The following is a 26088-nucleotide window of genomic DNA, read 5'->3' on the forward strand; positions in this document are numbered from 1 at the left end:
TCTGCCCGCCGACTCCCCAGGGGAACCGATCGGGGAACGAACGGCAACGGAACCGGAACCTCCGGCTGCGAGGATGCGACGGCTCGAACGGCCGACCGCACGGCGGTGAATCGAGCGCTGACAGATGGCCAAACGTCTCACGGATCCGTCCATGCCAGGCGTGCGCGCAATCGGAGGTTCATCACGTGTCCCATGCCGAACCACTCCAGCGGCAGCGGGACTCCGCGGCCGCTCTGCCGCGCCTCCACGACAGCGCTGCCGCTCCCACGAGACCCTGACGACCCCTCGGCCGACCCGCCGACCGGCAACCTGACACCACCTCGCGGCCACCGGCGGATCGTCAGCTCGGCCATCGCCGACGGCAGTACCTCGGCATCGCGCCCCACGCCGAAACCGAGCGACCTGGCGGCGCAGCCGTACCGGGGGCCGGAACAGGGGGGGGCGCGGTCGTCGCACACCGGCAGCCGTGGTCGCGGCGATCGAGAGTACGCCGTCGCCCACCCCGGCTTCCGCATCCAGGCGTGTCACATGCCGCCGAGGCGGATCCGGCCACTCATCACATCGGGCCGACAACCGATCAGGGAGATCTGCGATGCCTCGTCCTGTCGTCCACGACAGCGTTGACTCATTCGGTCCGCAACGTTGGCAGCGCTTCGGCGGCGGGGACTTCTACCTGTCACCGGAATGGCTGCGCACGGTGCAGGACGACTACCCGTCGGCGTTCGTCCGCCTCGACGACGACTCCGCCGCCGCCGCCGTCTTCCGCATCCCCCCGGACGCGCTGACCCACCACAATCCGCTGCGCATCCTGCTGGACCCCGAGGTCTGGCAGGAACTCTCACCGTGGCTCGACGAGGATCAACTCGCCTCGGCAGAACATCTGCGCGAGCGCATCGGCGAACTGATACCCCCCGACCGGGCGACCGCGGCCTGTGTCGTCCCGTTCGCGTTCACCTCGGCCCTGTGCGCACCGGCCGGATCTCCGGACACCATCGACGCACTCGTGGCCGGCCTGCGCGAGGTCGCGGCCTCCTGGAACGCCGCGGCCACCGCCGTGCTCTACGCGCCCGCCTCCCAGGCCGACGCGCTGCGCGGACACGGCTTCGTCGCCTCCCGGCTGATGCCCTCCTGCGAACTGCCCGTCGACTGGCCGGACTTCGACGGCTATCTCGCCGGACTGAGCGGCAAACGGCGCAAACACGTGCGCAAGGAACTGGAGGGTCTTGCCTCAGCCGGTGCGACGACCGAGTTCCTGCACGGCAGGCAGGTACCCCAGCACGTCGTGGCACGGATGGGCGAGCTGTCCGCGCAGTTGATGCGGCGCTACGGCTACCAGAGCGAGGCCGCCGACGAAACCGCCGTGATCGGCCGGTTGATGGACCGACTGGGCGACCACATCAGAATCACGCTGGTCACGACGGACGACGGCATCGTCGCGTTCGGGCTGTTCTACGAGTGGGGCGACCAGCTCTACGCGAGCATGTCCGGCCAGGACTACTCGGTGCCCGGCGCGCACCTTGCCGCGGCGTTCTACGAACCCATCCGGCTCGCCCCCCTGCGTGGAATCGCGGCAATCCACTACGGCCCCTCCGGCTACGAGACCAAGGTGGGCAGAGGCTGCCGGCTGCGCCACTCGTGGGGCTGTTTCGACTACGGCCCCGACTGCGCGCCCGCGTTGCGCGAGCTTGCCCGGCTGCACGAGGCCGGGCGCGCACGGCAGGCCGAATCCTACGAGGCCCTAAGGCGGGTGGCGCCATGACCGGCAAGCGCGTCCCGGGACCACGGGCACGCCGGGTGCTCCTGGCGTCGGGCCTGTCCCAGCTCGGCAGCGGACTCACCCACCCCTTTCTGGTGATCTACCTCAACCACGTGGTGGGCGTGCCGATCAGTACGACCGGGATCGTCCTGGCCGTCGCCGGCGTCGGCGGTCTGGTCGGCAGCGGCATGGCCGGTGTGCTCGTCGACCGGATCGGCGCCGGCCGTGCCGTGCTGGTGATGCTGGCCATCAGCGCGTGCGGCACGGGCGGTTTCACGCTCGTGCACGACACCTCCGGCGCGGTGATCGCCGCCTCCGCCTACGGCGCGGGCCTGGCCGGTATCTGGACCGCCTTCACCCCGCTGCTCGCGGACACGGTGCCCGCCGACCAGCAGAGCCGGTTGCTCGGCACCAACTACTGGGTGGCGAGCGTCGGTTTCGGGATCGGATCGCTGTTCGGCGCGCTCCTCCTGGGCGACCAGTCGGCAGCGATGTACCGAAGGGTGTTCGTGGTCGACGCGCTCTCCTTCCTGGTGTTCGCGGGCATTCTGCTGCTGGCCGGGGAGACACGGGGCGTGGCCGCCACCCCCGTGCAGCAGGTGGAGCAGCCCGCGGCACGCGACACGCGCCAGTCCCGGCGAACCCTGATCATGGTCACGTCGGTGCATGCGGTGCTGGTCGTCGCGGCGCTCAGCCAGCTCAACGCCGCCTTCCCGGCCTTCGCCATCGGCCCGGCCGGCGCGTCGACGAGCGTGGTCGGCGCGGCCATCACGGTGAACTCCATCACGGTGGTCGTCGCCGGACTGCTGCTCAACCGGCGCTTGGACCGGTATTCCCGGACCACGCTGGCCGCGGCGGCGTGCGGGCTGTTCGCGCTCGCCTGGCTGGTGGTACTGCTGGCGAGTGCGTACCCCGGCGGCGGTGTGGCGACGGCCTGTCTGGTCGGGGCACTCGCGATCTACGCGATCGGCGAGGTACTGCTCGCACCCAGCTTCTCCGCGCTGGTGAACTCCCTTCCACCGCACGGGCTGCGCGGCCGGTACAACGCGGTCTTCAACCTGTCCTGGCAGTTCGGCTCGGTCGCCGGGCCGGCGCTGTCCATCGCGTTCATCGGGCGGGGCCTGGGCATCCCGGTCGTGCTCGGACTCGCCGCCGGCTGCCTGGCCTGCGCGATCGGCACGACCGCCATCGGCCGACGCGTGCCCCGGCACGTCAACAACACCGAACCGCAACCGGCGCTGGGATAGGAGCACCCATGAGACTCGGCAGGACGCCGCTGTATGACACGAACGTGCTCGTCGAGACCGACGAGCTCGGCCGAACGAACCACCCGGCCGGTGCGGCACCCCGACGGGTTCTGCCGCGCGAGGAGGGACACCGCTGAGATGAACGTCGAACTCGACGAGATGGCCGGCCTGGTCCGGAGCGTCCACGACCAGCTGTCCGAGATCGGCCTGCGCGCCGACCGGGACGGCACTGATCCCGGAGAAGGACTCGAACTCCTGGCCACGATCGGCGTCAACCGGCTGCACGTGCCCGTCGCCCACGGAGGACTCGAGGAACCCGCCGGTTTCGGCGCCTGGCCGACCGTGATCGAGACGATCGCGGAAATAGCCGCCGCCGACGGCCCCATCGGCCAGAACTGGCTGACCACCTGGCTGGTCGCCAGAATGATCTTTACTTCCGGCCTCCCGCAGGACACCTTGGCGAAAGTCGCGCACGAGTTGCTGCACAACGGCCTTCGCCTGGTGAGTTCCGCCGCCGAGACCGGCGTCGCCGACGGCCCGGTCACGGCCCGAGACGTCGACGGCGGCGTCATCGTCAGCGGCACCAAGAGCTTCAACAGCAACAGCGGCGATCCCCTGCGGACGATCGCGCACGTCCACTGCACGCGCGACGGCGTGCCGGGCGACTGCTCCGCACTCGTTCCGCTGTCCGGCCCCGGCGTCCTGCTGCACGACGACTGGGATGTGATGGGCCAGCGCGGCACGCGCAGCCAGACCATCACCTACCAGGACGTCTTCGTGCCGGACGGCTGGCACTACCGTCCGAGCAAGCTGAACCCCCTGTTCCTGGCCTGCGCGACCCAACTGCATGCCGCACTCATGCACGGCATCGCCGACGGCGCGCTGCGCACGGCACTCGCGTACGCCTCGCGCCCCCGGCACCGTTCCGTGCTGCCCCGCTACCCCGACGCCGGCCACGATCCGCTGGTGCAGCGGGACGTCGGCGAGTTGGCCACCACGTTGGCCGCCTCGCGAGCGCTGCTGCTCGACGCGGCCGACCAGGTCGGCAGGGCGGGAGCGGAGCCGGATCGCATCCGCCTGCTGAGCTTTCAGACGAAGGTGTTCGCGGTGCGTACGGCACTGGAGGTCACCGGGCGCATGCACGACCTCACCGGCGCCCGCTCGACGGCCAACGCCGTGCGCTTCGACCGCTACTGGCGCAACGCCCGCACCTTCGCCTGCCACGATCCGTCGGACGCCAAGCTCGCGTTCATCGGCGCGGCACTGCTCACCGGAACGCCCCCGGACCTCGCCGAGTTCCAACGCGCCTGACCACCCACAGAACAACCGGCCGCCCGGCCTCCTCGCCTGCCCGACCACGGGCGAGGCCGGCTCCCCTGACCGGCATCTCATTACTGAACCGTAACCTTCTGCGTGCTACCGCCGGTAACAGACCGCCGGGTAACTTCTCGTCAGCTCACTCCCCGGTGAGGCGAGGGGGCCGGTGGGACGACCGTGCCGCCTTGTATCGACATGTCCTCGTCCAGGGTGTCCGGCCGTCGGCCGCCGTCCGGGACGAGGCCGCCTCTCCTGCTCGGCCGCATCCCAGGAGGTTCCCCATGCCCCCACGCAGACACCTGATCGCCGCCGCGGTGATGGCCGCGGCCTCGTGCCTCGGCGTCCAGGCGGTGCCGGCCGCAGCGGCGGACTCCGCCCCGGTCGTCTCCCGCGGCGTCACGATCCCCGCGTTCTACACCCCGCCCGCCGAACTGCCCGCCGCCGACGGCGCCCTGATCCGCAGCGAGCCGCTCCCGCTCGCCCTCAGCCTGACCGGCCTCGACGGCCCGCTGCCCGGCCGGGCCACCCGGCTGATGTACAAGTCGACCGACGCGAACGGCCTGCCCATGGCCGTCACCGGCGCCTACATCGAACCGTCCGCACGCTGGAAGGGCGACGGCCCCCGCCCGCTGGTCGTCGTCGCGCCGGGCACCATGGGCCAGGGCGACCAGTGCGCGGCCTCGCTGGGCCTGGAGCACCCGATCACGCTCAACGGGCAGACGATGTCGGTCGGTTACGAGGACCTGTCGGTCTACCGGCTGCTCGCCGCGGGCGCCGCGGTCGTGGTCACCGACTACGCGGGCCTGGGCACCACGGACCGGCTGCACACCTACGTCAACCGGATCGACGAGGCGCACGCCGTCCTGGACGCGGCCCGCGCCGCCCGCTCCGTCGAGGGCGCCTCGATCACCGCCGCCTCCCGCGTCGGCCTGTACGGCTACAGCCAGGGCGGCGGGGCCACCGCTGCCGCCGCCGAACTCCAGCCGGCGTACGCCCCCGACGTCGCCCTCGCCGGCACCTACGCCGGCGCGCCGCCCGCGAACCTGACCGAGGTCACCGAGGGCATCGACGGCACCGAGCTGACCGGCGCGCTGGGCTGGTCGCTCAACGGGTTCCTGCAGACCGACCCGGAGCTGCGGCCGATCGCCGAGGCGCACCTCAACGCGGCCGGAAAGACAGCGCTCGCCGATCTGTCCACCATGTGCGTGGGCGACGCGCTCCTCCACTACGGCTACGCGCGCAGCAACGAGTGGACCACCGACGGCAAGTCGCTCAGCGACATCATCGCCGGGACCCCCGCCCTCCAGAACTTCCTGGACACCCAGCGCATCGGCCGGCTCAAGCCCACCGGGCCGGTGCGGGTGGCCACCGGCACCAGCGACAACCTCGTGCCGCACGGCCAGGCCCGCCAGCTCGCCGTGGACTGGTGCCGCAAGGGCGCCGACGTCACGTACAAGCCGGTGGTCCTGCCGAACGTCGTCAGCCCGCTGCTCAACCACTTCGGGCCGCTGCTCGCCGACCAGGGCGCGGCCGTGTCCTGGCTGACCGACCGGCTGGCCGGCAAGCCCGCCGAGTCGAACTGCGCGACGCTGCCGCTCCAGCCCTGAACCGCCACCCCGCGGTACGCACCGGCGCCGAGGGCGGCCGGCACCGGACCGTCGCCGTTCGGCAGCACCTGGCGGTCGCTGGGGTGCCGGGGGCGATCGTTGATACGAACCCTCTGGCGGGTCAACGCGATCAGTTCAGGTGGGCAGCGGAGCCGTGAGCGCCGTCGCGGGCCGTGCGCTGCACCTCGCGCGGCTCACTGGTCCCGTCGTCGGGGGCGGGGGTGCGCGAGTCGTGTTCGCCCGCGCTGCCGAACGGCCTGGCGGTCATGGAGGTGACCGCTTCGGCGGCGGTGGCATGGACCGGCAGGACGGCGTCGACACCGGTGAGGACGAGCATCCGCATCAGGCGGTCGGGGACGCTGACGAGCGCGAGTGCGCCGCCCACCGCCTCGGCCGCGTGCCAGACGCCGATGAGGGCGCTCAGACCGGCGGAGTCGCAGAAGCCGACCCGTGACAGGTCCAGGATCAGGTGCGGACACCCTTGCCGGACGATCTCCGAGGCTTCGCGGCGCAGGGTGTCCGCGGTGCACGTGTCCACCTCCCCGGCGACCGCGGCGATCGCGAGGCCGGGACGGGGATGCTGGACGGTCAGCTGCAGCGTGTCGGTCACGTCGGTCATCCCTCCTGGCCGAAGTGGTCGGGCGCGGCGGCGGTGTGCGCGGTGGCGGAGACACTGCCGTCGGGTGTGGTGTGAGGATGGGGGACGGACAGGGCCAGCAGCGCCACGTCGTCGCCGGCTCCGTCGGGCAACGAGGCCAGCAGGGTGATGCTGTCCTCGATCAGGGAGGTGGCGGTGACGGCTCCGGTGCGCTGGTGGAGGAAGCCGATGAGGCCGTCCTCGCCGAGCATGGCGCCCTTGTTGGTACGGGCTTCGGTCAGCCCGTCGGTGTAGAGGAACAGGCTCTCCCCGGCCGTCAGGGAGAACGTGGTCTGGGCGAAGGGTGCCTGCGGGAAGGCGCCGACGAGCATTCCGCCCTGGGGGCGTACGGCACGCACCCAGACGGCGCCGCCGTCGTCAGGGCGCACGTGGTAGGCCGGCGGGTGGCCGCCGCCGGCGACGGTGACGGTGAAGCCGCCGGTCTCGCGGGGCTGAAGGAGGCCGAAGAGGACGGTGCAGAAGCGGCGGCCGGCGGTGACGTCGGTCAGCAGCACGGTGTTGAGCGCGCTCAGTACCGTGACGGGATCGGCGTCGATCTGGGCCGCGGCGCGCAGGGTGTGACGGGCCAGGGCGGTGACGGTCGCCGCCTCGGGCCCCTTGCCGCACACGTCACCGAGGAAGAACGCCCACCGGCCGCCGTCGAGCGGGAAGACGTCGTAGAAGTCGCCGCCCACGTCGTGGGCGGAGGCGGTGCGGTAATGGCAGGCCAGCTCCAGCCCCGGCACCACGGGAAGGGCCGGGGGCAACAGGGTGCGCTGCAAGGTGGAGGCGAACGCGGCGATGGCGGCCCTATCCTGCTCCGCCTTCTCCCGCGCCGCACGCTCCGCCTCGGCCCGCGCCCGTTCCGCCTCGGCGTGCCGCGTCTCCGCCTCCCGGCGGGCCTGCTCGTCGCGCAGGGCGCGCAGTGCCGACAGCCGCAGCTCCATCTCGTCCAGCACGATCGCGGCGAGATCGGCGAGGGTGGCGGTGTCCTCCTCGGTGATCGAGCGCGGCCGGGTGTCGAGGACGTTGACCGTGCCCAGCCGGTGCCCGTCCGGGGTGGTGATCGGTGCGGCGGCGTAGAAGCGCACCCCCATCTCCCCGGCGACCAGCGGATTGTCCACCGCGACAGGGTCCTGGAGAGTGTCGGGGATGACCATGGTGTCATCGCGCAGGATCGCCGAGCCGCACAGGCCCGGATCGCGACCGATCTCCGCGACACCCTCCAGGCCGTGGGCTGCCTTGAACCAGATGCGGTCGGTGTCCACGATGGTGACGGTTGCCACCGGCACATCGAAGAACCGGGCGGCCATCGCCGCCACCCGGTCGAACGCACCGTCGGGCGGAGTGTCGAGGATGTCGTAGCGGCGCACCGCTGCGATACGGGCCGCCTCCACATCCGGGTCGGGGACCAGCTCGGGGCGGCGCCCGGAAGCGGGGTCGGTGGCCGAGGCTTGCTGCACGAGCGGCTTCCCTCCGTCGATGGGTTGCCGCCGTGAACGGCACGAACCGATGCAGCCTAAGTCGCCCACACGCCCGAACGCCAATGCCACCGGGGCCGGGCACCCGGCCGCGGCCCTGCTGCGCGGAAAGTCTCAAGAAGGCTTCAAGTCTTCAGGAGGCTTCAGAAACCCGGACGGCTCGCGATCGTCCCGTGACAGGTCCCGCCGCGACTCATCCCGAGCAACGCGGCCACGGGTCGCCTCGTCGACGCGCTGGCGATCGCGTCGCCGATGCGGGGCGAGAGCGCCCCTCCGAGCAGACGCCGAGCAGGCCGAGGACCGCGCGGGGCGGCCCGTCCAGAACGACGTCCGGCTCGGTGGCCCGGCCGAGCCGCGTGTGGACCCGGCCGTCCCGCAGCTCGATGACGGCCGTCTCGCCGGCCGCGGCGAACCACTCCGGCCCGTAGACCGGCCACCGCGCGGGCGGTGGCGCATCCCGCCGCAGTACGGACCGCGAGCGGGAACCCGGCGCACCCGGTCATCGTCACATCATGTACAGATCACCTGATGGGAAGTCAGGCGCTTCCAGGCCGCGCAACGGCCCTGGAACGCCGTCATGGTGGCCCTCCGGGGTCCGGATTCGACGCAGGAAAGACAGGTAACTCACCCGTGCATGAACGCAAGCCGCGCCGGCGGCTGTCATTGATCCTCGCGGCAGGTGTGCTGGCCGCCGCAGGAGTCGCGACCACCTCTCCGGCCGCCCAGGCGGCGGGACATCGGACGGCGGCCGACAGCCGTCAGCACGCCTTTGAGCAGGCCGCGGCGGAGTACGACGTTCCGCTTCCCGTCCTGCTCGCCGTGGCGTATCACGAGTCCGCCTGGGATGCCCACGCGGGTGAACGCAGCACCGGCGGGGGCTACGGGCCCATGCACCTGACCGAGGTGACGACCGGGATGCTGGCCGCGGGCGACGCGGGTGCGGTCGGCCGTGCCGACCTCGGCGAACTGGCCTCCGCTCCCTCCCTGCACACCCTCCGGACCGCCGCCAGGCTGACGGGGCTGCCCGAGAAGCGGCTGCGCGGGGACGACGCCGCCAACATCCGTGGGGGCGCCGCCCTCCTCGCCTCCTACGCGAGAAGCACGGTCGGCGGTACGCCGAAGGACCCGGCCAAGTGGTATGCCGCCGTGGCCCGTTACAGCGGTTCCTCCGGGCAGCGGGCGGCAGGAGCCTTCGCCGACCGGGTGTTCGCCACCATCGAGAGCGGCGCGAGGGAAACCACGCGGGACGGGCAGCACATCGAACTGCCCGCCTCCCCGAGCGTGCGGCCGGACACCGGGCAACTGTCCGCGCTGCACCTGAAGGCGACGGCCACGACGGGCGACACCGAGTGCCCCGCCACCATCGACTGCGCCTTCCTGCCCGCCGCGACGGCCAACGGCCAGGTGTCCGACCGGCCCGCCAACGGGATCAGGATCGACACGATCGTCCTCCATGACACCGAGTCGTCCTACGACGCCGCCCTGAACACCTTCCAGAAACCGGGCGGCGGGTCGGCGCACTACGTCATACGCTCCTCCGACGGCGCCGTGACCCAGATGGTGCCCACCAAGGACATCTCCTTCCAGGCGGGCAACTACTCGACCAACCTGCACTCCATAGGCATCGAGCACGAGGGATACGCCGCCGCGGGCGGCACCTGGTACACACAGACCGAGTACGAGACCAGCGCGGAACTCGTCCGGTACCTGGCCGGGCGCTTCGGCATACCGCTGGACCGGCAGCACATCATCGGGCACGACAACGTGCCCGGCCCCAGCTCGGCCCTCGTCTCCGGCATGCACTGGGATCCGGGCCCGTCCTGGGACTGGGAGCGCTTCATGCGGCTGCTGCACGCCCCGGTGGCCGGCCGGCACGGTGTGGGCGGCGCAGGCTCCGCGGTCACCATCACCCCCGGATACGCCCGCAACCAGCAGACCGTGCAGGTCTGCCCGTCCGACGACCCCACCGGCGCCACACCCGAGTGCACCGAGCGGACCGGACCCTCCGATTTCGTCTACCTGCGCACCGCGCCCAGCGCCACCGCGCCGATCTTCGGCGACCAGGCCGTCCATCCGGACGGCGTCGGCACCGACCGCGTCAGCGACTGGGGCGGCACCGCGGCGGCCGGGCAGCAGTTCGTCGTCGCCGGCCGTGAGGGCGACTGGACGGCCATCTGGTACAGCGGCACGAAGGTCTGGTTCCTCAACCCGCACGGGTGCAACACCACCCCCGCCCCTGATGTGACGGTGGTCGGCGCGGCCGGCGCCTCACCGGTGGCGGTGTACGGATCGAGCTACCCGGACGCGAACGAATACCCGGCCGGGCTTTCCCCCTCCACCCAGGCGCCGCTGAGCTTCTACAGCATCCCCGCCGGCCAGGCCTACGTCACCACCGCCGCACCCGCTCCCACCGACGACTACTTCCCCTCCACCGGCCGGGTCGTCACCGGAGGGAAAAGCATGTACACCATCCAGTACAACCACCGCACCGCTCTGGTCTACGCCTCCGACGTCACCGCACGGTAGGCACCGGGAGCTCCCCGCACAGGACGCGCCCTCAGGGGGCCGAACCTCCTGGTGTACCGCTACGGCGGCGCCGGGCGTCGCGGTGCGTCCCCTGCCGCTTCCTCCAGGAACCGAGGCCCCGGTCAGGCCGTGGGGACGGGCAGCAGCCGGTAGGCGTCCCCGTGGACGACGACCCGGCCTGCGGTGGGCGGGGCGAAGTGGGTTCCGAGCAGGAGGGTGTCGGTGCCGGCGAGGGAGGCGAGCAGCGTGCGGCGGGTGGCCTCGGCTTGCCGGGGGGCGATGTCGACGCAGGCGCCGATGGCGGGGTGGGCGAGCTGGACCGGGTGGTGGACGCAGTCACCGGTGATCAGGGCCGTCTCACCCCGGCTGGTCAGTTCGACGGCGACATGGCCGGGGGTGTGGCCGGGAGTCGGGAGCAGGCGCAGGCTCGGCGTGATCTGCACGCCGTCGGCCCGGACGTCGACCAGGTCGAGCAGGCCGGCCCGCTCGATGGGGATCACCGAGTCGCGGAACATCTGGCGGCGCGCCTCGTCCATGGCGTAGCCGGCCCAGAACTCCCGTTCGGCGCGGGCGGTGAGGTAGCGGGCGGCGGGGAAGGTCGGGACCCACGCGCCGTCCACCTGCCGGGTGTTCCAGCCGACGTGGTCGGCGTGCAGATGGGTGAGGATCACCAGGTCGACGGCCTCCGGCGGGAATCCGGCCGCGGCGAGGCGCTCCGGGTAGTCGGTGCGCAGGTCGTGCCAGGCCGGGTTGGTCCGCTGCTTCCCGTTGCCGATGCCGGTGTCGACGAGCACGCGCAGCCCGTCCACGACGAGGGCGAAGCTGTGGCTGTCGAGGTGGAGGACGCCGTCGGCACCGGCGAAGTGGGGATGCAGCCAGTCCTGGCCGGCCACCACCTCGGGAGTGGCGTCGGGCAGCAGCCACGGTCCGGTCGCGGGCGGCAGCGTGATCTCGTCGATGCGGTGGACGGTCGCCGCGCCCACGGTCCAGGTGGGCACGGTGGCGGCGGAGGAGAGGTCGGACTGCATGGTCTGTTGTTTCCTTTGCCGAGGAGGGTGGAGCCAGGAACACCGGTGGCCATGGGAGGCGGCGCCATCCGCTGCAGCGGAACGGCCAAAAGCAATGGATTTGCTTTAGTGCGACGGTAGAGCCTACCGTCGCACTAAAGCAAATCATTAGCTTTTGCGGGGTGCTTCGCGCCCCGGTCCCGACCAGATGAGGGTTCCGTGTCTGCCGCCGAACTCACGCCGCCCGAGGCCGCCCGTTGGGCCGCCCGAGCCGGACTTCCCCTGCCCGACGACCGCCACGCCGCTGTGGCGGCCACCGCCAACCACATCCACTCCGTCGTCGCGGTCCTGCGCGAGCTGGACTTCGGGGACGCCCCGGCTGCCGCCGCCTACCGGGCGGGGGAGGAGAAGCGCCGATGAAGCCGCACGAGCTGACCCTCGCCGCCGCCGCGACCGAGATCCGGGAACGGCGGCTGTCCGCCGTCGAGCTCGTCGACTCCGTCCTGGACCGCATCGGCCGGGTGGATTCCCGGATCGGCGCCTACGTCACGGTCGCGGCAGAGCAGGCCCGCGGCGCGGCGCGCAAGGCCGAGCGGGAAGCGGTCCGGGGTGTGTTCCGCGGGCCGCTGCACGGTGTCCCGGCCGGCCTCAAGGACCTGATCGACGTCGCCGACATGCCCACCACCGCCAGCTCCCGCGTCCGCGCCGGCCACCGCGCGACCGCCGACAGCACGGTCGCCGCCCGGCTGCGGGCGGCCGGCGCGGTCCTGGTCGGCAAGACGCACACCCACGAGTTCGCCTACGGTCTGACCACCCCGCAGACCGGCAACGCCTGGGACCGCGGCCGGGTCGCCGGAGGCTCCAGCGGCGGGTCCGCCGTCGCGGTGGCCGCCGGGGCGGCGACCTTCGCCCTCGGCACCGACACCGGCGGGTCGATCCGGGTCCCCGCCGCACTGAACGGCGTGGTCGGCCTCAAGCCCACCTACGGGCTGGTGCCCCGCCACGGCGTCACCTCGCTGTCCTGGTCGCTCGACCACGTCGGGCCGCTCACCCGCACCGTCGAGGACGCGGCCCTGGTCCTGGCATCCCTCGCCGGGCACGACCCGCGCGACCCCGCCTCGCTGGACACCCCCGCCACCGACCACCGGCCGGAACGGGAGCCGGACCTGACGGGCGTGCGCGTCGGCGTGCCGGGCAACTACTACTTCGACCACGTCGACCCAGAGGTGGCGGCAGCCGTCCACCGAGCCGTAGCACAGCTGGAGGCGCTGGGCGCCCGGCTGATCGAGGTCGACATCCCGATGACCCGCTACATCCAGGCCACCCAGTGGGGCCTGATGGTGCCGGAGGCCACCGCCTACCACGAGCGAACCCTGCGCACCGTCCCCGAGCTCTACCAGGCAGACGTGCGCATCCTCCTGGAGGCCGGCGAACTGATGGGCGCGGGCGACTACCTGCGCGCCCAGCGCGCCCGGACGCTGATGCGCGACGCGTGGGCCCGCCTCCTGGAGGAGGTCGACGTGATCGGCGCCCCGACCGTCCCGATGACCGCGGTCCCGGCCGGCCAGGAGACCGTCACCTGGCCCGACGGCACGGTCGAGAGCGTCTCCGACGCCTACGTCCGCCTCTCCGCCCCGGCCAACATCACCGGCCTGCCCGCCCTGTCCGTCCCCGTCGGCCACGACCCGGCGGGCATGCCCATCGGCATGCAGCTGATCGGCCGGCCGCTCGGCGAACGGACACTGCTGCGGGTCGGCCACGCCTACGAGCGGACCCAGCCCGCCCGTGCGCTCGCGCCGGTCGGGTGAGGGCGGCGGGGTGGCGTGAGGGCGACGAGTGGCACCCCTAAACGCAAATCCTGCGCTTTAGACTGGTGCCATGAGTCGCAAGCAGATGACGCGCCCGGGCGGGCGCAGCGCCCGCGTCCAGGCTGCGGTGCACTCCGCCGTACGCGAACTCCTGGCGGAGGTGGGACGCGACGCACTGACCGTCCCGCTGGTCGCCCAGCGCGCCGACGTCACCCCGTCGACGATCTACCGCCGCTGGGGGGACCTGGGCGAGCTGTTGTCCGACGTCGCGGTGGAGCGCCTGCGCCCCGACGGCGAGCCGGAAGACCGCGGCGACCTGCGGTCCGACCTCACGGCCTGGGCCGAACAGTTCCTCGACGAGATGGCATCCGGCTCGGGCCGCGCCTACACCCGAGACGCCCTGCTCGGCGACCCGGACGGCAGCAACGCGGGCCAGTGCTCGGCCTACGCCGCCGAGCAGATCAACACCATCCTCGCCCGTGCGGTCCGCCGCGAGGAGAACACTCCCGCCGTCGAAACAGTCATCGACCGCGTCGTCGCCCCCATGATGTACCGCATCCTCTTCCGCCCCGCCGGCCTCGACGCCGCATACGCCCGCCGACTCGTCACCGACCTCCTCGACGCCTGCGCAGCGGGCACCCGGCAGTGATCCTTCACCTTCCTTTGTCAGAACTGTGTAACAACCATCTATGACCTCTGAGCAAGCGGGTTCCAGCGTGATGAACTGCGGATGCCCGGGGAACTCCCCTGGCGCACAAGTGGTTTGTGCGGTCGCAGAGGTGTGGCCGCGCCGGGTGTGAGGCCCGGGCGCCGCCATGTTTCGCAGGGGCTCGACCACCGCGGCCCGAAGTGCGGGCGATCGGTGGCAGCCCACGCCTGCCCGCACCCAGCGGTCAGGCGCCTGCGGCGCGTGTGCCCACAGACAGAAATGGAGCGAAGAATGCGCAACACCCTCAAGAAGGCGATAGTCGTCGGTGCCAGCGTCGTGACGTTCTCCGGCATCGCTGCCGGCGCGGCTCAGGCGGCGGTGTGGCAGGGCGCGGACATCCCGGGCAAGGGCCCCCTCCAGGAGTGCACCAACTGGGGCAACGCCCTCCAGGCCAACGGGACGATCGTGGGTTTCGCCTGCATGGAGGATGAAGGCGGCAACTCGTGGGAGCTGACCCCCTACTACGCCAACTGACCCCTGGCGCACCAGCTGTGACCGATACGGTCGCACTCGGCGAGGGCCCAGCGACGTCGGCAGGGGGAACGCCGACGGACGCACCGAAGGCGGCGCGCCTTCTGCGCTCGGCGGGCCGATTTCGGACATCGGGTCGACCCCGATCGTCTGCCCGGCCCCGGTCCTCAGGCCGGCCCCGGCCTTCGGGCAGGACCTCCACATCCTGCCGGGCCAAGCCCGTCGTGCCGGTGCCGTGCCCGCCCAGCGCCCCATCGGCCGGAGCCGCATGGTCGACCGGCGGGTGATGACGGCCGCCCCGATCCGTCGGTGACGGATCGGGGCGGTCACCCTGCTGGACGGCGCTGACGCGCCGGCGCGGTGCGCACGAGCCGGCGGCGGCCTCTCTCGGGCGGCATGGCGTGGGTGTGCGACACCGTCCCGCCCGCCGGGCGGCGGGCGGGACGGCGGTCCGACGTGCCGGGAGCGGTCGTCAGTAGTCGATCAGGCCCGACGCGCGGGCGGTCCCGCTGAACTGCAGGAAGAACTTGGTGCCGTCCAGCACGTCCTTGGCCGCCAGGCCCCAGCTGCCGGAGCTCAGCGTCCGCCAGCCGTTGCACGTCCAGCTGGACCCCGACTTGAAGCACGCACGCACCGAGCGCGTCGTGTCCAGCTTCAGGTTGATGTCGGCGCATCGGCTGGTGGTCGTGGCGTAGGTGCCGCGGGCGGGCCAGTAGGCGGGGTCGTTGGACCCGGTACCCGCGTAGCTGGTGAAACGCGGTGCGTCGACTGTGCAGGCCCGCGCGGAGGTGCTGCCGGATTCCGGGGCCGGTCCCGCTGCCGCGGCGGTCCCGTGTGGTCCGGCAGCCGAGGTGACGGCCTCGGCGGTGCCGGCGGCCGAGGCCATGGCGAGCAGGGCGGCCGCCACGAGGGCGGCGCGACGGATCTGGTGGCGGCTCGTCGTGAGCCTGGCTGCGTGCCTCATCGCTCTCTCTGCCTCTCAGAGGTTCTCCGGTGCGCTTCTGACGTGGCACCGACCCGGTCCAGTCTGGGAACGGACGCCGTACTTCGCGTCAGCGCGAGGCGCCAGACTGTTGGCACGGAGCGCCAGGGTGCGGGGAAATATCCTCAGCCGGCTGGAGCCCCGTGGGAGTCATTCGTTCCAAGTCACCCTGGTACCTGGGCGAGAGAGGGTTTCGCGCCGATAGGCGGCGGGTGCGGCACCGTAGGCGGTACGGAAGGCACGGGTGAAGTCGGCCGGGCGGGGATACCCCCAGCGAGCGGCGATGGCCCTGATGGGGACGTGCTGTTGCGCCGGATCGACGAGATCGCGACGGCAGCGTTCCAGGCGCTGCTCGCGTATCGAAGCGCGGACACTCACGCCGTGGGCCTGGAAGAGTCGGTGCAGTGAGCGGGCGGAGATGTGGTGGGCCGCCGCGATCTGATCGACGGTGAGTGTGGGGTCGCCCAGGTGCTTCTCGATGAACGACGTGACACGGGCATACAGCACGCGTTGTCGGCTGTCGGCCGGGATCTCGTTCTCACGCTCCAGATGATGGGCGAGAACGGCGGCCGCGAGGTCGAGGCCGATCGTTCCGAGCCGGAGCATGTCCGCGGGTGCGTAGCACGTGTGATCGGCCGTCACGCGGGCCAAGTAGTCGGCCAGTAATCGGCCGATCCCTTTGCCGCCGACCAAACGGCAGGCGACCAGTCGGTCGATATGACGAGCGCCCGCCGGCAACAGGGCGATCGGGAACTGCATGAGCGTCGCTTCGCCTATGGCATAAGACTTAAATGGCCGGGAACTGCTCAACAGCACCATTTCCCCGGGTTCGACGAGAGTGCTGCGTCCGTTCTGCTCGATGAAGTGCGGGCCGCGGCGAGGCATGACGATCTGCAGGCTTTCGGGGTCGGACACACGGATCGACCTGGGTGTCCGGGACGTGGTGATCAAGGAGTAGGCCACCGAGGAAACCTGCACCGAACCCAGGGCCATCTCGTCGAACCAACCGCGGAACACGTCACCCTCAACAGCACGGAAGGTCTTCGGCATGATGTCCCTGTGCGCCATTTCCGTCCAGGCGTCCAGAGCCTCTTGTGCGGGAAAGTCCTCGCTGTCGAAAACCCGTTCCATAATCCTCCCTCCGAGTTCTCCGGACAACACTCACACATCGCTGCCTCTGACGGGCAGGACGAAATCAGCACAACCTGGAGCCATTGTCCATTGCTGCGGATCACCGCGGAAGTCTTAAATGACCCGCAGCCATTGATCGAGCACTGCGAAGTTTTCGTCGGCGAGGCAGCGGGCCGGGGTCCCGCGGCCTCGGGGGAGAGGACCATCACCAGGTGCCGGCCGGTCTGCAAGGCGTCGGCCATGCGCTGGAGTTCGGGCACCTCCTTGATCGCTGGAGTCGCCGACGGGAGTCAGCCGACGGTGATCATCCGTCGCTGAGCCAGGCCGGGGGGAGGCGCTCGGTGCGTCTCCCCCCGGCCGTACGGCTACACGGGCACCATGCCAGCGAACTCCTCCACCTCCATCACGGAGGCGCTCCGGTGCTTCATCTCGGCTGCGCCGCGTCGTCGACGACCTCGCCGCCCGCCGCTCGCCGGCTGATGGCGCCCGGCGGCCCGCCGCGGTCGCCATGTGCCTGAATCGGCCGCTCCCCAGGGGCGGCGCGGTAGCCACTCACCGACTCCGCGCGGTACGGCACCCGCCGCCACCGCAGGGACGGCCGGGAACGAGTGAAGTCAACTGCCACTGGGCGCAGCACAATTGGACTGTTGGGACCTCATGGTGAGTGTGGGGTCGGTCATTGCAGGGGGATGGATGAGCGACGGACAGGCCGGGAACACCGGGAATCAGGTGAGCGGGGGGCGGCAGGGAGCCGTCGTGCAAGCAGGGACGATCAGTGGCGGGGTCCACCTGCACCTGCCGGGTGACGGCCTCGCGGACAGCGAGAGCCCGCTCATCGTTACGGTGGACCACTTGGGCAAGCATGGTCGCAACGAGCCGCAGACGGTCCTGCTGGATTCGGACCCGCCGGAGGTGATGGTCCGTGAGGGTTCCTTCCGGGTCACCGTGGAGAGCAGTGTGACCGGGCGGGCGGTGATCTTGCGAGGGATGCGCCCGGTAGTCCTGTCCCGTCGTCCCGCCCGCCGGGCATGTCATGGCCTCATTGAGCCCCCTCCCGTCGGCCGCAGGGTGACGCCGCGGCATTTCAGCACCGACCTCGACGAAGGCGCGCCCCGGTTGCGCGCCGAGGACGCCGATTTCCCCTTCTCGGTGAGCGCCACCGATGTGGAGGAGTTCATCCTCACGCCCGCTGCCGACGGTGACGAGATCTTGTGGCACCTTGAGATCGACTGGCTGTGCGCCGGACGCCATGGCACCGCGATCATCGACGACCACGGGCAGCCATTCGCTCTCTACCCGCGCTCCGGCCCGCGCCTCGGCTGCACTTACGACCACGTTCCCGGCTGCCCGGCCCCGCGGCTCGCCCTGGAGTCCACTCGGGGCACCGTGGTCGACGACTGTTTCAAGGGGGCGTCGGAGGGGCGGATCAAGCCCGACAACGGCGGCGTGCTCCTGTACTTCACTCCGCGCAGGGGGGAGGTGTATCGCCGGGGCCAGGCCGTCAACTACACGGTGACGTTGACCCACGGTGACTCTCGGAATCCTCGGAAGGAGTACCTGATGGTCACCAACGTCCAACATGCCTCTGAAGCCTGAAAGTTGCTCTGAGAACGCCTACCCGGCATCGCCACCCGCTACGTGGAGATCGTCACCTTGTGAAACGCAAGTCGCGGGCCCGCGCACCGTTCCCGGAGCGCGGGCCCGCGGCCTGTCTGTCCGCTGGTTCAGCAGGCGGGCAGGCCGGGCACGGTGTGGAACAGCCCAGCGCCGTCCACGTAAGGCGCGAAGGTCCAGGAAGCGCCCACGTAGACCGGCCGGGGCTCCCCATCGTCTATATACGTGGTGCGGTACCAGACGTCTCCGGCGTTGCCGACGTTTCCGCCGGCCACCCAGCAGTCCACGTAGACCGAGTTGCCCGGTGAGAGGGTGATGTTCAAGTACTTGCTGGATCCCGCGTCAGGGGCGATGTAGACGCCCACGTGAGCGGGGCCGCGCAGCTGGACCCACTGCGGGGCCAAGCCGTGGTTGTTCGGGTTCGGGTCGGCGGACGCCTGCGAGGTCCCGCAGAGGATGGATGCCCCAGCCAGGACGAGCGCGGCGAGAGCCTTGACAGCACGGGTCATAGCGCATTTCCCCCGGTTCCTCCGGTCCCTGTGGGGCCGGTCGGTGTACGAGCAAATCGCACCCGCGCCATGCGGTCCAGCCCACGATTGGCCAGGATTGCCCCCGTTGCACGGCATCGGTCGGCACGCCGGGTTCTACGACCAGGCGTCTTCGGGGGCCACCTTGCCCGGCCGACGCTCAAGTCGCCAGCTGAAGCACTCAGTCACATCCGGACCGATGCGGTCCGGCGCCCGCTCACGTACGGGCATATCGGCTCAGCGCAGCCGTCGCGCACGCAGCACCAGATCGTCGGCATGGTGCGCGCCGGCGCCGCCGTCGGGTGCCACGCGTGGTCGCTGCTCGTTCACCTCCACTTTCCAGTCGTCGGTGAGCAGGGCGGCGACCGTCGAGGGCCAGACGTAGGCAGCCGGATCGAAGCCGCTTTCGTGCGCATGCTCGGTGTCCACCCCCGCATGGTGTACGAGCAGCAGCACGCCACCGGGCGCGACGGCCGCGAGTAGCGCTCGCTCGGCTGCGGCGTCGGCGGTGCGCAGCAGGGCTGGATACTGCGCGGAGACCAGGTCGAAGGAAGCCGACGGGAGCGCCGCTTCCGTCAGCGCGGCGTGTACCCAGCGAACGGCGACGCCCGCGTCCCGCGCATGCCCGGCCGCCCGCTCCAGTGCCACGCCCGAGACCTCCAGCGCGGTCACGTCCCAGCCGCCGCGCGCGAGCCAGACGGCGTCCGCGCCCTCGCCGCAGCCGACATCGAGCGCCCGCCCGGGCGTGAGCCCGGCGACCTCGGCCACGAGCGCACCGTTGGGCTGGCCGCTCCACAGCTGTTGCCGGCCGGCGTATCGGTTGTCCCACTCCGCCCGCACTGCGGGATCTCCGACGTATCCGTCGCCAGGCAAGGGAGCGTCCGACGTGGGCGTCCCCGCTGTGATGTCTTCGGTCATGGGCCCAACGTCACCCATCGTGGCCCGGTCACGCCACTCTTGTTGCCGCTCCGGCAAAACGGCGCGGGCACCCGTACTGGCGGGGCGTCTCGCCGTTTCACGCTGTCGTCTTCGGTGGCATGGCCCGCAACACCGTCCGGGCCGCCGCCCGGACCGGGTAAGCGGCTGTCCCTGCCCCGGCCGGCGCGTCCGGGGCAGGGCTACGGGCACCAGGCGGAGCTGTCAGTACCGGCAGCACCGACCACTCCGCCGCGGCGGGTCGGTGGTACGGCCCGGCTGCGCTGTCAGTCCAGCCGTCGAAGGACGGCTCGAGCCGCCTGCCTGCCGGTGGCGACGGTGGGCGCGGTGATCTGCACGAACCGGTCGGCCTTGATGATGTCGAGCAGGGCGGGCTCACGACCCGACTCGCGGAAGCTGTAAGCGGCATCGCCGAGTCCGGGTTCGCGCACGGCAGTCCGTTTCCCCTTGGTGCCGTCGACCACGGCCTTGAAGGACTTTCCGGTGTACGGCGCGTGTAACAGGGCGATGTACAGACCCCCCGCCTTGTACGCGCACTCACTCACGTCACCATTCACGATCTCCAACTGGGGCCCCGGTGAGCGCCGTAGTACGGCTTTGCTCTCCGCGGCGGGGAGGAGCCTGCACGGATGCTTCAGAGGATCGGCGGTGGAGTCCTTGTTGTTGCTGCACCCGCTCAGAAGGGCACTTGCGACGGTCAAGACCGCCAGCGTGGTCCAAACGGGCGGACGGCCGGGGGAGTTCCGCATCTCTGCCTCCGGGGCGGGCTGTGGGGACAGGGCTCAACACAGCCGCGATCCGCCGACATTGACATGGCCAAACGATCGCGCCAACCGTTTGGACACGTCAATACCGCGTGCACCGACCGGTGTTGGAGGCCGGACAGGAAGCAGACGGCGGCCTCATCCGGCAGACGGTCCGGCCCCCCGGCGCCGGGGAGGGGGCCGGGTCGTGGCGTTCGCCGGACCGTACAAGGGCGGTGTCGTCCTGCTGCCGCAATTCGCCGAGGCCCTTTGGGGGTCGGCCCCAGCCGCTCGGCCGTGGCCGGGGCGGACGTGAGCGGGCAGCACCCGCGGTGCCTCGCCCGGTACCGAGTCTGGGGCTCAGGTGCCGGGGTCGGCCAGGCGGCTGAGCAGGGTCACGGCGTCGTCGTGTGCCACCTGCCCGAAGAAGCGCGCATCGACGTTCTCCACGGCGGTGATCGCGCGCGGGGCCAGTTCGGCGCCGGCGTCGGTGACATGCAGGCGTTTGGCGCGGGTGTCGGTGGGGTCGACCTCGCGTTTGATCAGCCCCTTGCCCTCCAGGGCGCGCAGGACCTGCGAGGTCATCTTGACGTCGGTGCCGGCTTGGCGGGCCAGGACTTGCTGGTTGGGGTGCTGCCCGTGGGTGTTCAGCCACCAGGTGCAGGCCAGGAGGACGAACTGGACGTGGGTGAGGTCCAGGGGGCCGAGCGCCGCGGCGATGTCGCGCTGCCAGCGCAGCGTGGCGTGCCAGAGCAGGAAGCCAGGGCTGTCACCGGGGTTGCGGGCCATCAGCCCTGCGCCAGTTTGACCAGGGCCGCCATGGTCTGCGGCCAGTCCGCGGTGACGGCCGCACCGATCCGCGGACCGAGCTCGTCGGCGCCGGGCCCGGTGATCTCCATCCGGTACGTCACCCGAGTGCGCAGGCTCCCGCCCCGGCCGAGCTGGTGGACGGTGCGCAGGAGCAGCCCGTCGAACCGGGCCTCGTCCACGAACCGTTCGCCGAGGACGGCCTCGGCGACGATCAGGTGCACCGGATCGCCATCGGCCGGGGTCATCACGATCTCGGCGCCCGCCTCGAAGGGGCCGCTGATCCGGATGCTCGCGATGTCGGCGTTCCACGCTCCCCAGTTCTCCACATCGGCCCACAGCCTCCAGACCGCCTCCGGCGCGGCGTCGGTCTCGATGGCGTGCTCATACGTCCACATGTCCATGGCCTCCCTGACCGGTAAATCATCTGCGCAAAGATTATCTACGCGAAGACTATCTGTCCACGGTACTTCGACGGGCGCATGGAGGGACATCGGCCGGGGGAGGGGGAGCCCGCCCCGGAACGCGTGGGCGACAGCGCCGACGAAGGCCACTGCCCCGCGGTGTGCGCGGAGGGTGGACGACGAGGATGCGGGCCTTCTTCGATCACCTCGTGAGGGATCCGCCCCTGGGGTAGGTGCGGACGGGCACTCGTCTGCTTGCACACGCCGCTGGAGACCAGTCGCACCAAGGTGAGAGCCGCCAGACCCGCCACCGCTGGCTTGCGGCCGCTCCATCCGCTGGCCCAGACCGTCAATACGGCGGCGTTGCCCACAGCTTGGTGTCTTCCGCGGCTGACTCCACCGCCGCCGGGCCAACTGGGCCGGCCCGGCGGTCACCGCCGTGATGCCCGCGGTGCTGACCGGCAGCACCGGGCATAGGAGGGCACGTCGTAGCCGGAGACTCCACATCGTCCGGAACGCCCGAGCCGCCCACCGACCACTCGCTCCCGCGCCCGTCCCGGACGCACCCCCGGCCGATCCTGGCGAGCCGGCTGCGCACCGGCCCCCTGGTCCGGGGCACGGGGGAGCGGGAGATCCCCCGCATTCCCGCTCCAGTACGAACGGGCCGTCCTCGCCGGCCCCGCGGTCCGCGAGCCTTCGACAGCGGCTGCGTGACGTCGACCGGATCCAAAAGCAACTCATGGGGCGAGCCGCCGAGGCAAGGCCGTTAGCGCCGGGGCCCGATGGCTCCCCGTCCTGCCCGCTGCCTCCCCCGCCCAGGCCCCGTCGCCCCTGCCCGCGCCCCCGGTCACCTGGGCCTGCACGGCACCCTGGTTGCCGGCCGAGGACAGAGCCCGGCCGGGCCGTCCGCCTCCGTGCGGTCACGGTGTCAGCGGCCCGAGCGTGCGTACCACCGGCCGTCGTGGCGGGCCACATGCACGGGACGTCCGAAGCAGCGCGTCATGTTCTCCGGGGTGAGCACGCCGTCGACGGGACCGGATGCCAGCTCGCGCCCCTCCTTGAGCAGGAAGGCATGGGTGGTGCTGGGCGGGAGCTCCTCCAGATGATGGGTGACCGTGACGGTGGCGAGACCGGCACGGTCGGCCGCGAGCCGTTGCAGCGCGTCCACGAGGTCCTCGCGGGAGGGCAGGTCGAGGGCGTTGAAGGGCTCGTCGAGCAGGAGCAGCGACGGATCCGCCATCAGCGCACGGCAGATGAGGATCCGGGCCCGCTGGCCGCCCGAGCAGTCGCTGAAACGGCGGTCGGCGAACTCCTTGCACCCCAGCTCACCGAGCAGGACGTGGGCGCGCTCGCGGACCGCGGTGCCGTACTCCCGCCACAGCGGCTGCACGGTGCCGGTCGCCCCCGTAAGGACGACGGTGTGGGCGGTGGCGTCCAGCGGTACCTTCTGGGCGGCGGACACCAGGCCGACGCGGGCCCGCAGTTCGCGCATGTCGACGCGGCCGAGCAGGTCACCGAGGACCTCGACGGTGCCGGCGGTGGGATACATGGCCGCTCCGACGAGCCGCAGCAGGGTGGTCTTGCCGGCCCCGTTGGCGCCCAGCAGCGCCCAGTGCTCGCCAGGCCGGACGGTCCAGGTGATCCCGTCGAGGACGATCTCCTGCCCGGTGGTACGGCGGTGGACGGCGACATCGGTCAGCGCGACGACGGCGCGGGGTTCCTCGGTTGTGGTCACGTCGGCAGAGTAGTGCCGCCACGCGCGAGCGCACCTGGTGTCTTCGGATGCGGACAGCCCGGTCAACGTGGCTGGTCACGGCACTGGTTCTCGGCGCCCGCCGGAGCTCGCGCCCGTCGCCCTCGAGGGCCTCGGACGGCCCGGAGACTCGGGCCTGCGCATCGCCGACGTCACCACCACCGGCTCCAAGCCATTTCCGACGGGCTGGAGCACGAGGCTGCCGAAACCCGGTGGGCGTCTCGCCTGAACCCGAAGTGAGACACCCAAGTCGGCGCCCCGTGGCCAACTCGAGCGGATGGTGGAGCCGGTAGGGGCCGGGCCGCTCGACGGCGTCGGTGGGAAGCGGCCCGTAGCCTCCGGGCAGCGCGCTGAGGGGGATGCTCGGCCAGGCCGCGGCGCTGTGCGGCCGGGGGCAGTCAACAGGCCGCGCAGGCCCCGCGTCCGCGTCCACGGCGGCGTACCGCTCGCGCGGCCGGCCACGGCGACTTCTCTCCGGAACAGCCGTCCCCACAGCTCTCCTGGCCACGCGTCGACGTCCTGGCCCCGGCGAGTCGGAGCGAGGCCCCTCTGTGTTTGCGAATAGTCAAGCTCCGCTCAATACCCCGCTTTGCTCATGGCATGTACACGACCTTGGCTGCCATCATCGCCCTACCCCGCACGAGCACCAACTGACAAACCCGAGGGCCAACTTGTTTCCAAGGCGGCCCAACCCCCCACAAGGAGCCCTGTGTCTCCCCTCCACATGCGTCACAAGCGCATCACTCTGGCCGTCGCCACCGCTGTGGCCGCAGGCACCCTGCTGTCCACAGGCCTGACGGGCAGCGCATCTGCCGCGGGCAAGGCGAACAACGGCATCGCCGGTGCCCCGGCCGCGCTGTCCACCGCCGCCCACACCTCCCTGATACAGCAGGCGCAGGCCGGTGCGGCCCGGACCGCCGAGAAGATAGGCCTCGGCGCCAAGGAGAAACTGATCGTCAAGGATGTCGTCAAGGACGTCGACGGCACGATTCACACCCGCTACGAGCGCACCTACGCGGGCCTGCCGGTCCTGGGCGGCGACCTCGTCGTCCACGTCACCAAGTCCGGCAAGACCGAAGGCGTCACCAGAGCGACCAAGGCTGCCATCAGGGTGGCCTCGCTCAAGCCGCAAGTCTCACCCGCCCGAGCACAGAAGCTGGCGATGGCCGCTGCCCGGTCCCTCGGTTCGGCCAAGTCCAGCGCGGACGGCTCGCGCAAGGTGATCTGGGCCGGCTCGGGCAAACCGGTCCTCGCCTACGAGACGATCGTCGGCGGCTTCCAGGACGACGGCACCCCGAACCAGTTGCACGTCATCACCGACGCGGCGACGGGCAAGAAGCTGTTCGAGTACCAGGGCATCGAGAACGCGACCGGCACCGGCAAGACCCTGTACTCCGGCACGGTCAGCCTGAACAGCACGCAGTCGGGCTCGACGTACCAGCTCACCGACTCCACCCGTGGCGGCCACAAGACCTACAACCTGGCCCGCAAGACGTCCGGCACGGGCACCCTGGTGGCCAGTTCGAGCAACGTCTTCGGAACCGGTACCGCTTCCAGTTCCTCCTCCGACCAGACCGCTGCCGCGGATGCCGCCTACGGTGCTCAGGAGACCTGGGACTTCTACAAGAACACCTTCGGCCGCAACGGCATCAAGAACGACGGCGTCGGCGCCTACTCGCGCGTCCACTACGGCAGCTCGTACGTGAACGCGTTCTGGGACGACAGCTGCTTCTGCATGACGTACGGCGACGGATCCGGCAACGTCGACCCCCTGACGTCGTTGGACGTGGCCGGCCACGAGATGAGCCACGGCGTCACCTCCAACACCGCCGGCCTCGACTACTCGGGTGAGTCCGGCGGGCTGAACGAGGCGACCAGCGACATCATGGGCACCGGCGTGGAGTTCTACGCGAACAACGCGTCCGACAAGGGCGACTACCTCATCGGCGAGAAGATCAACATCAACGGTGACGGCACCCCGCTGCGCTACATGGACCAGCCCAGCAAGGACGGCGGATCGGCGGACTACTGGTCCTCGGACGTCGGTAATCTGGACGTCCACTACTCGTCCGGCGTCGCGAACCACTTCTTCTACCTCCTCGCGGAGGGCAGCGGCGCCAAGACCATCAACGGCGTCTCCTACGACTCGCCGACCTACGACGGCTCCACGGTCACCGGCATCAGCCGGGCCAAGGCGCTGCAGATCTGGTACAAGGCGCTCACCGAGTACTTCACCTCCACGACCGACTACTCGGACGCCCGCCAAGGCACTCTGCAGGCGGCAGCGGACCTCTACGGCTCTGGCAGCGACGAATACAACGCTGTGGCAGCCGCCTGGTCCGCCGTCAACGTGAACTGAGGCATCCGGGCGTCAGGGCGGCAGCCTCACAACCGGGCCGCCGCCCTGACGCTGCTCGCCACCGGTGCCCGGCCGGCGCAGCACGGCTGGTGGGACAGTGAGGCGGTCGCGCGGGACGAAGTCCGGTGCTGGACCGGCGAGTACGGCGGCATGCCCGGCGCCCGTCTCGCCCTCACCGACGAGGAGGCCGGTGAGATGGCCGGCTGCCTGGCCCTACCGCGGCTAGGCAGGGGGAAGGAGGCCTGGCGCGCAGGCTCGCGCATATG

22 protein-coding genes are annotated in these 26088 nt (G+C 71.2%); 11 read left to right on the forward strand and 11 right to left on the reverse strand.

From position 1 onward, the window contains the following. The first annotated feature begins 592 nt into the window (after nucleotides 1-592). From ACZ7EC_RS27660 to ACZ7EC_RS27675, 4 genes are all read left to right on the forward strand, one after another. Complete coding sequence (locus ACZ7EC_RS27660; protein WP_471066739.1) at nucleotides 593-1759, forward strand: GNAT family N-acetyltransferase; 1167 nt, start codon at nucleotides 593-595, stop codon at nucleotides 1757-1759. Then, a complete protein-coding gene (locus tag ACZ7EC_RS27665) occupies nucleotides 1756-3003 on the forward strand; it encodes an MFS transporter (protein WP_471066741.1) in 1248 nt (415 codons plus the stop codon). The genes ACZ7EC_RS27660 and ACZ7EC_RS27665 overlap by 4 nt, the downstream gene beginning before the upstream one ends. A 138-nt stretch (nucleotides 3004-3141) precedes the next feature. After that, nucleotides 3142-4314: an acyl-CoA dehydrogenase family protein gene (locus tag ACZ7EC_RS27670; RefSeq protein WP_471066743.1), complete on the forward strand. Its 1173-nt coding sequence runs from the start codon at nucleotides 3142-3144 to the stop codon at nucleotides 4312-4314. Nucleotides 4315-4601: 287 nt separating this feature from the next. Then, nucleotides 4602-5927, forward strand: coding sequence for a lipase family protein (locus ACZ7EC_RS27675; protein ID WP_471066745.1), 1326 nt, complete (start codon nucleotides 4602-4604; stop codon nucleotides 5925-5927). 130 nt (nucleotides 5928-6057) lie between these two features. On the opposite strand, the gene ACZ7EC_RS27680 is transcribed toward ACZ7EC_RS27675, so the two are convergent. Both ACZ7EC_RS27680 and ACZ7EC_RS27685 read right to left on the reverse strand, forming a co-directional pair. Beyond that, nucleotides 6058-6537, reverse strand: coding sequence for an STAS domain-containing protein (locus tag ACZ7EC_RS27680; RefSeq protein ID WP_471066747.1), 480 nt, complete (start codon nucleotides 6535-6537; stop codon nucleotides 6058-6060). 5 nt (nucleotides 6538-6542) lie between these two features. Beyond that, nucleotides 6543-8027, reverse strand: a complete 1485-nt coding sequence (locus ACZ7EC_RS27685; RefSeq protein ID WP_471066749.1) for a PP2C family protein-serine/threonine phosphatase — start codon at nucleotides 8025-8027, stop codon at nucleotides 6543-6545. Nucleotides 8028-8675: 648 nt separating this feature from the next. On the opposite strand from ACZ7EC_RS27685, the gene ACZ7EC_RS27690 reads away from it, so the two are divergent. Beyond that, the gene (locus tag ACZ7EC_RS27690) at nucleotides 8676-10571 is read left to right on the forward strand and encodes an N-acetylmuramoyl-L-alanine amidase (protein ID WP_471066751.1); all 1896 of its coding nucleotides are present in this window, start codon (nucleotides 8676-8678) and stop codon (nucleotides 10569-10571) included. 122 nt (nucleotides 10572-10693) lie between these two features. Here the strand turns inward: ACZ7EC_RS27690 and ACZ7EC_RS27695 are convergent, their stop codons facing one another. Then, a complete protein-coding gene (locus ACZ7EC_RS27695; protein WP_471066753.1) occupies nucleotides 10694-11599 on the reverse strand; it encodes an MBL fold metallo-hydrolase in 906 nt (301 codons plus the stop codon). A gap of 198 nt (nucleotides 11600-11797) precedes the next feature. On the opposite strand from ACZ7EC_RS27695, the gene ACZ7EC_RS27700 reads away from it, so the two are divergent. The 4 genes from ACZ7EC_RS27700 (at nucleotide 11798) to ACZ7EC_RS27715 (ending at nucleotide 14569) form a co-directional block, all read left to right on the forward strand. Then, entirely contained in the window at nucleotides 11798-11998 is a 201-nt protein-coding gene (locus ACZ7EC_RS27700; protein ID WP_471066754.1) for a hypothetical protein, read from the forward strand. Further along, nucleotides 11995-13386, forward strand: a complete 1392-nt coding sequence (locus tag ACZ7EC_RS27705; protein WP_471066756.1) for an amidase — start codon at nucleotides 11995-11997, stop codon at nucleotides 13384-13386. The genes ACZ7EC_RS27700 and ACZ7EC_RS27705 overlap by 4 nt, the downstream gene beginning before the upstream one ends. A 70-nt stretch (nucleotides 13387-13456) precedes the next feature. Further along, nucleotides 13457-14035: a TetR/AcrR family transcriptional regulator gene (locus ACZ7EC_RS27710; RefSeq protein ID WP_471066758.1), complete on the forward strand. Its 579-nt coding sequence runs from the start codon at nucleotides 13457-13459 to the stop codon at nucleotides 14033-14035. A gap of 291 nt (nucleotides 14036-14326) precedes the next feature. Next, on the forward strand, nucleotides 14327-14569 hold the full coding sequence (locus tag ACZ7EC_RS27715; protein ID WP_471066760.1) for a hypothetical protein: 243 nt from the start codon (nucleotides 14327-14329) through the stop codon (nucleotides 14567-14569). Between the two features lie 469 nt (nucleotides 14570-15038). Here ACZ7EC_RS27715 and ACZ7EC_RS27720 read toward each other — a convergent pair whose 3' ends face one another. Both ACZ7EC_RS27720 and ACZ7EC_RS27725 read right to left on the reverse strand, forming a co-directional pair. Then, on the reverse strand, nucleotides 15039-15530 hold the full coding sequence (locus tag ACZ7EC_RS27720; protein ID WP_471066762.1) for a hypothetical protein: 492 nt from the start codon (nucleotides 15528-15530) through the stop codon (nucleotides 15039-15041). A gap of 168 nt (nucleotides 15531-15698) precedes the next feature. Then, nucleotides 15699-16679, reverse strand: coding sequence for a helix-turn-helix domain-containing protein (locus ACZ7EC_RS27725; RefSeq protein WP_471066764.1), 981 nt, complete (start codon nucleotides 16677-16679; stop codon nucleotides 15699-15701). Nucleotides 16680-17372: 693 nt separating this feature from the next. On the opposite strand from ACZ7EC_RS27725, the gene ACZ7EC_RS27730 reads away from it, so the two are divergent. After that, on the forward strand, nucleotides 17373-18275 hold the full coding sequence (locus ACZ7EC_RS27730) for a hypothetical protein (protein WP_471066765.1): 903 nt from the start codon (nucleotides 17373-17375) through the stop codon (nucleotides 18273-18275). A 128-nt stretch (nucleotides 18276-18403) separates the two neighbouring features. Here ACZ7EC_RS27730 and ACZ7EC_RS27735 read toward each other — a convergent pair whose 3' ends face one another. From ACZ7EC_RS27735 to ACZ7EC_RS27760, 6 genes are all read right to left on the reverse strand, one after another. Continuing rightward, complete coding sequence (locus tag ACZ7EC_RS27735; protein WP_471066767.1) at nucleotides 18404-18802, reverse strand: hypothetical protein; 399 nt, start codon at nucleotides 18800-18802, stop codon at nucleotides 18404-18406. A 255-nt stretch (nucleotides 18803-19057) separates the two neighbouring features. Then, nucleotides 19058-19738, reverse strand: coding sequence for a class I SAM-dependent methyltransferase (locus ACZ7EC_RS27740; protein ID WP_471066769.1), 681 nt, complete (start codon nucleotides 19736-19738; stop codon nucleotides 19058-19060). Nucleotides 19739-20022: 284 nt separating this feature from the next. Further along, entirely contained in the window at nucleotides 20023-20301 is a 279-nt protein-coding gene (locus tag ACZ7EC_RS27745) for a hypothetical protein (RefSeq protein WP_471066770.1), read from the reverse strand. A 558-nt stretch (nucleotides 20302-20859) separates the two neighbouring features. Beyond that, on the reverse strand, nucleotides 20860-21288 hold the full coding sequence (locus tag ACZ7EC_RS27750) for a MarR family winged helix-turn-helix transcriptional regulator (RefSeq protein WP_471066772.1): 429 nt from the start codon (nucleotides 21286-21288) through the stop codon (nucleotides 20860-20862). Continuing rightward, the gene (locus ACZ7EC_RS27755; protein ID WP_471066774.1) at nucleotides 21288-21704 is read right to left on the reverse strand and encodes an SRPBCC family protein; all 417 of its coding nucleotides are present in this window, start codon (nucleotides 21702-21704) and stop codon (nucleotides 21288-21290) included. The genes ACZ7EC_RS27750 and ACZ7EC_RS27755 overlap by 1 nt, the downstream gene beginning before the upstream one ends. Before the next feature lie 934 nt (nucleotides 21705-22638). Continuing rightward, complete coding sequence (locus ACZ7EC_RS27760; RefSeq protein WP_471066776.1) at nucleotides 22639-23445, reverse strand: ABC transporter ATP-binding protein; 807 nt, start codon at nucleotides 23443-23445, stop codon at nucleotides 22639-22641. A 727-nt stretch (nucleotides 23446-24172) separates the two neighbouring features. Between ACZ7EC_RS27760 and ACZ7EC_RS27765 the strand changes: the two genes are divergently transcribed. After that, a complete protein-coding gene (locus ACZ7EC_RS27765) occupies nucleotides 24173-25822 on the forward strand; it encodes a M4 family metallopeptidase (protein ID WP_471066778.1) in 1650 nt (549 codons plus the stop codon). Nucleotides 25823-26088: the final 266 nt, after the last annotated feature.

Source organism: Streptomyces sp. NPDC037203 (assembly GCF_055605065.1).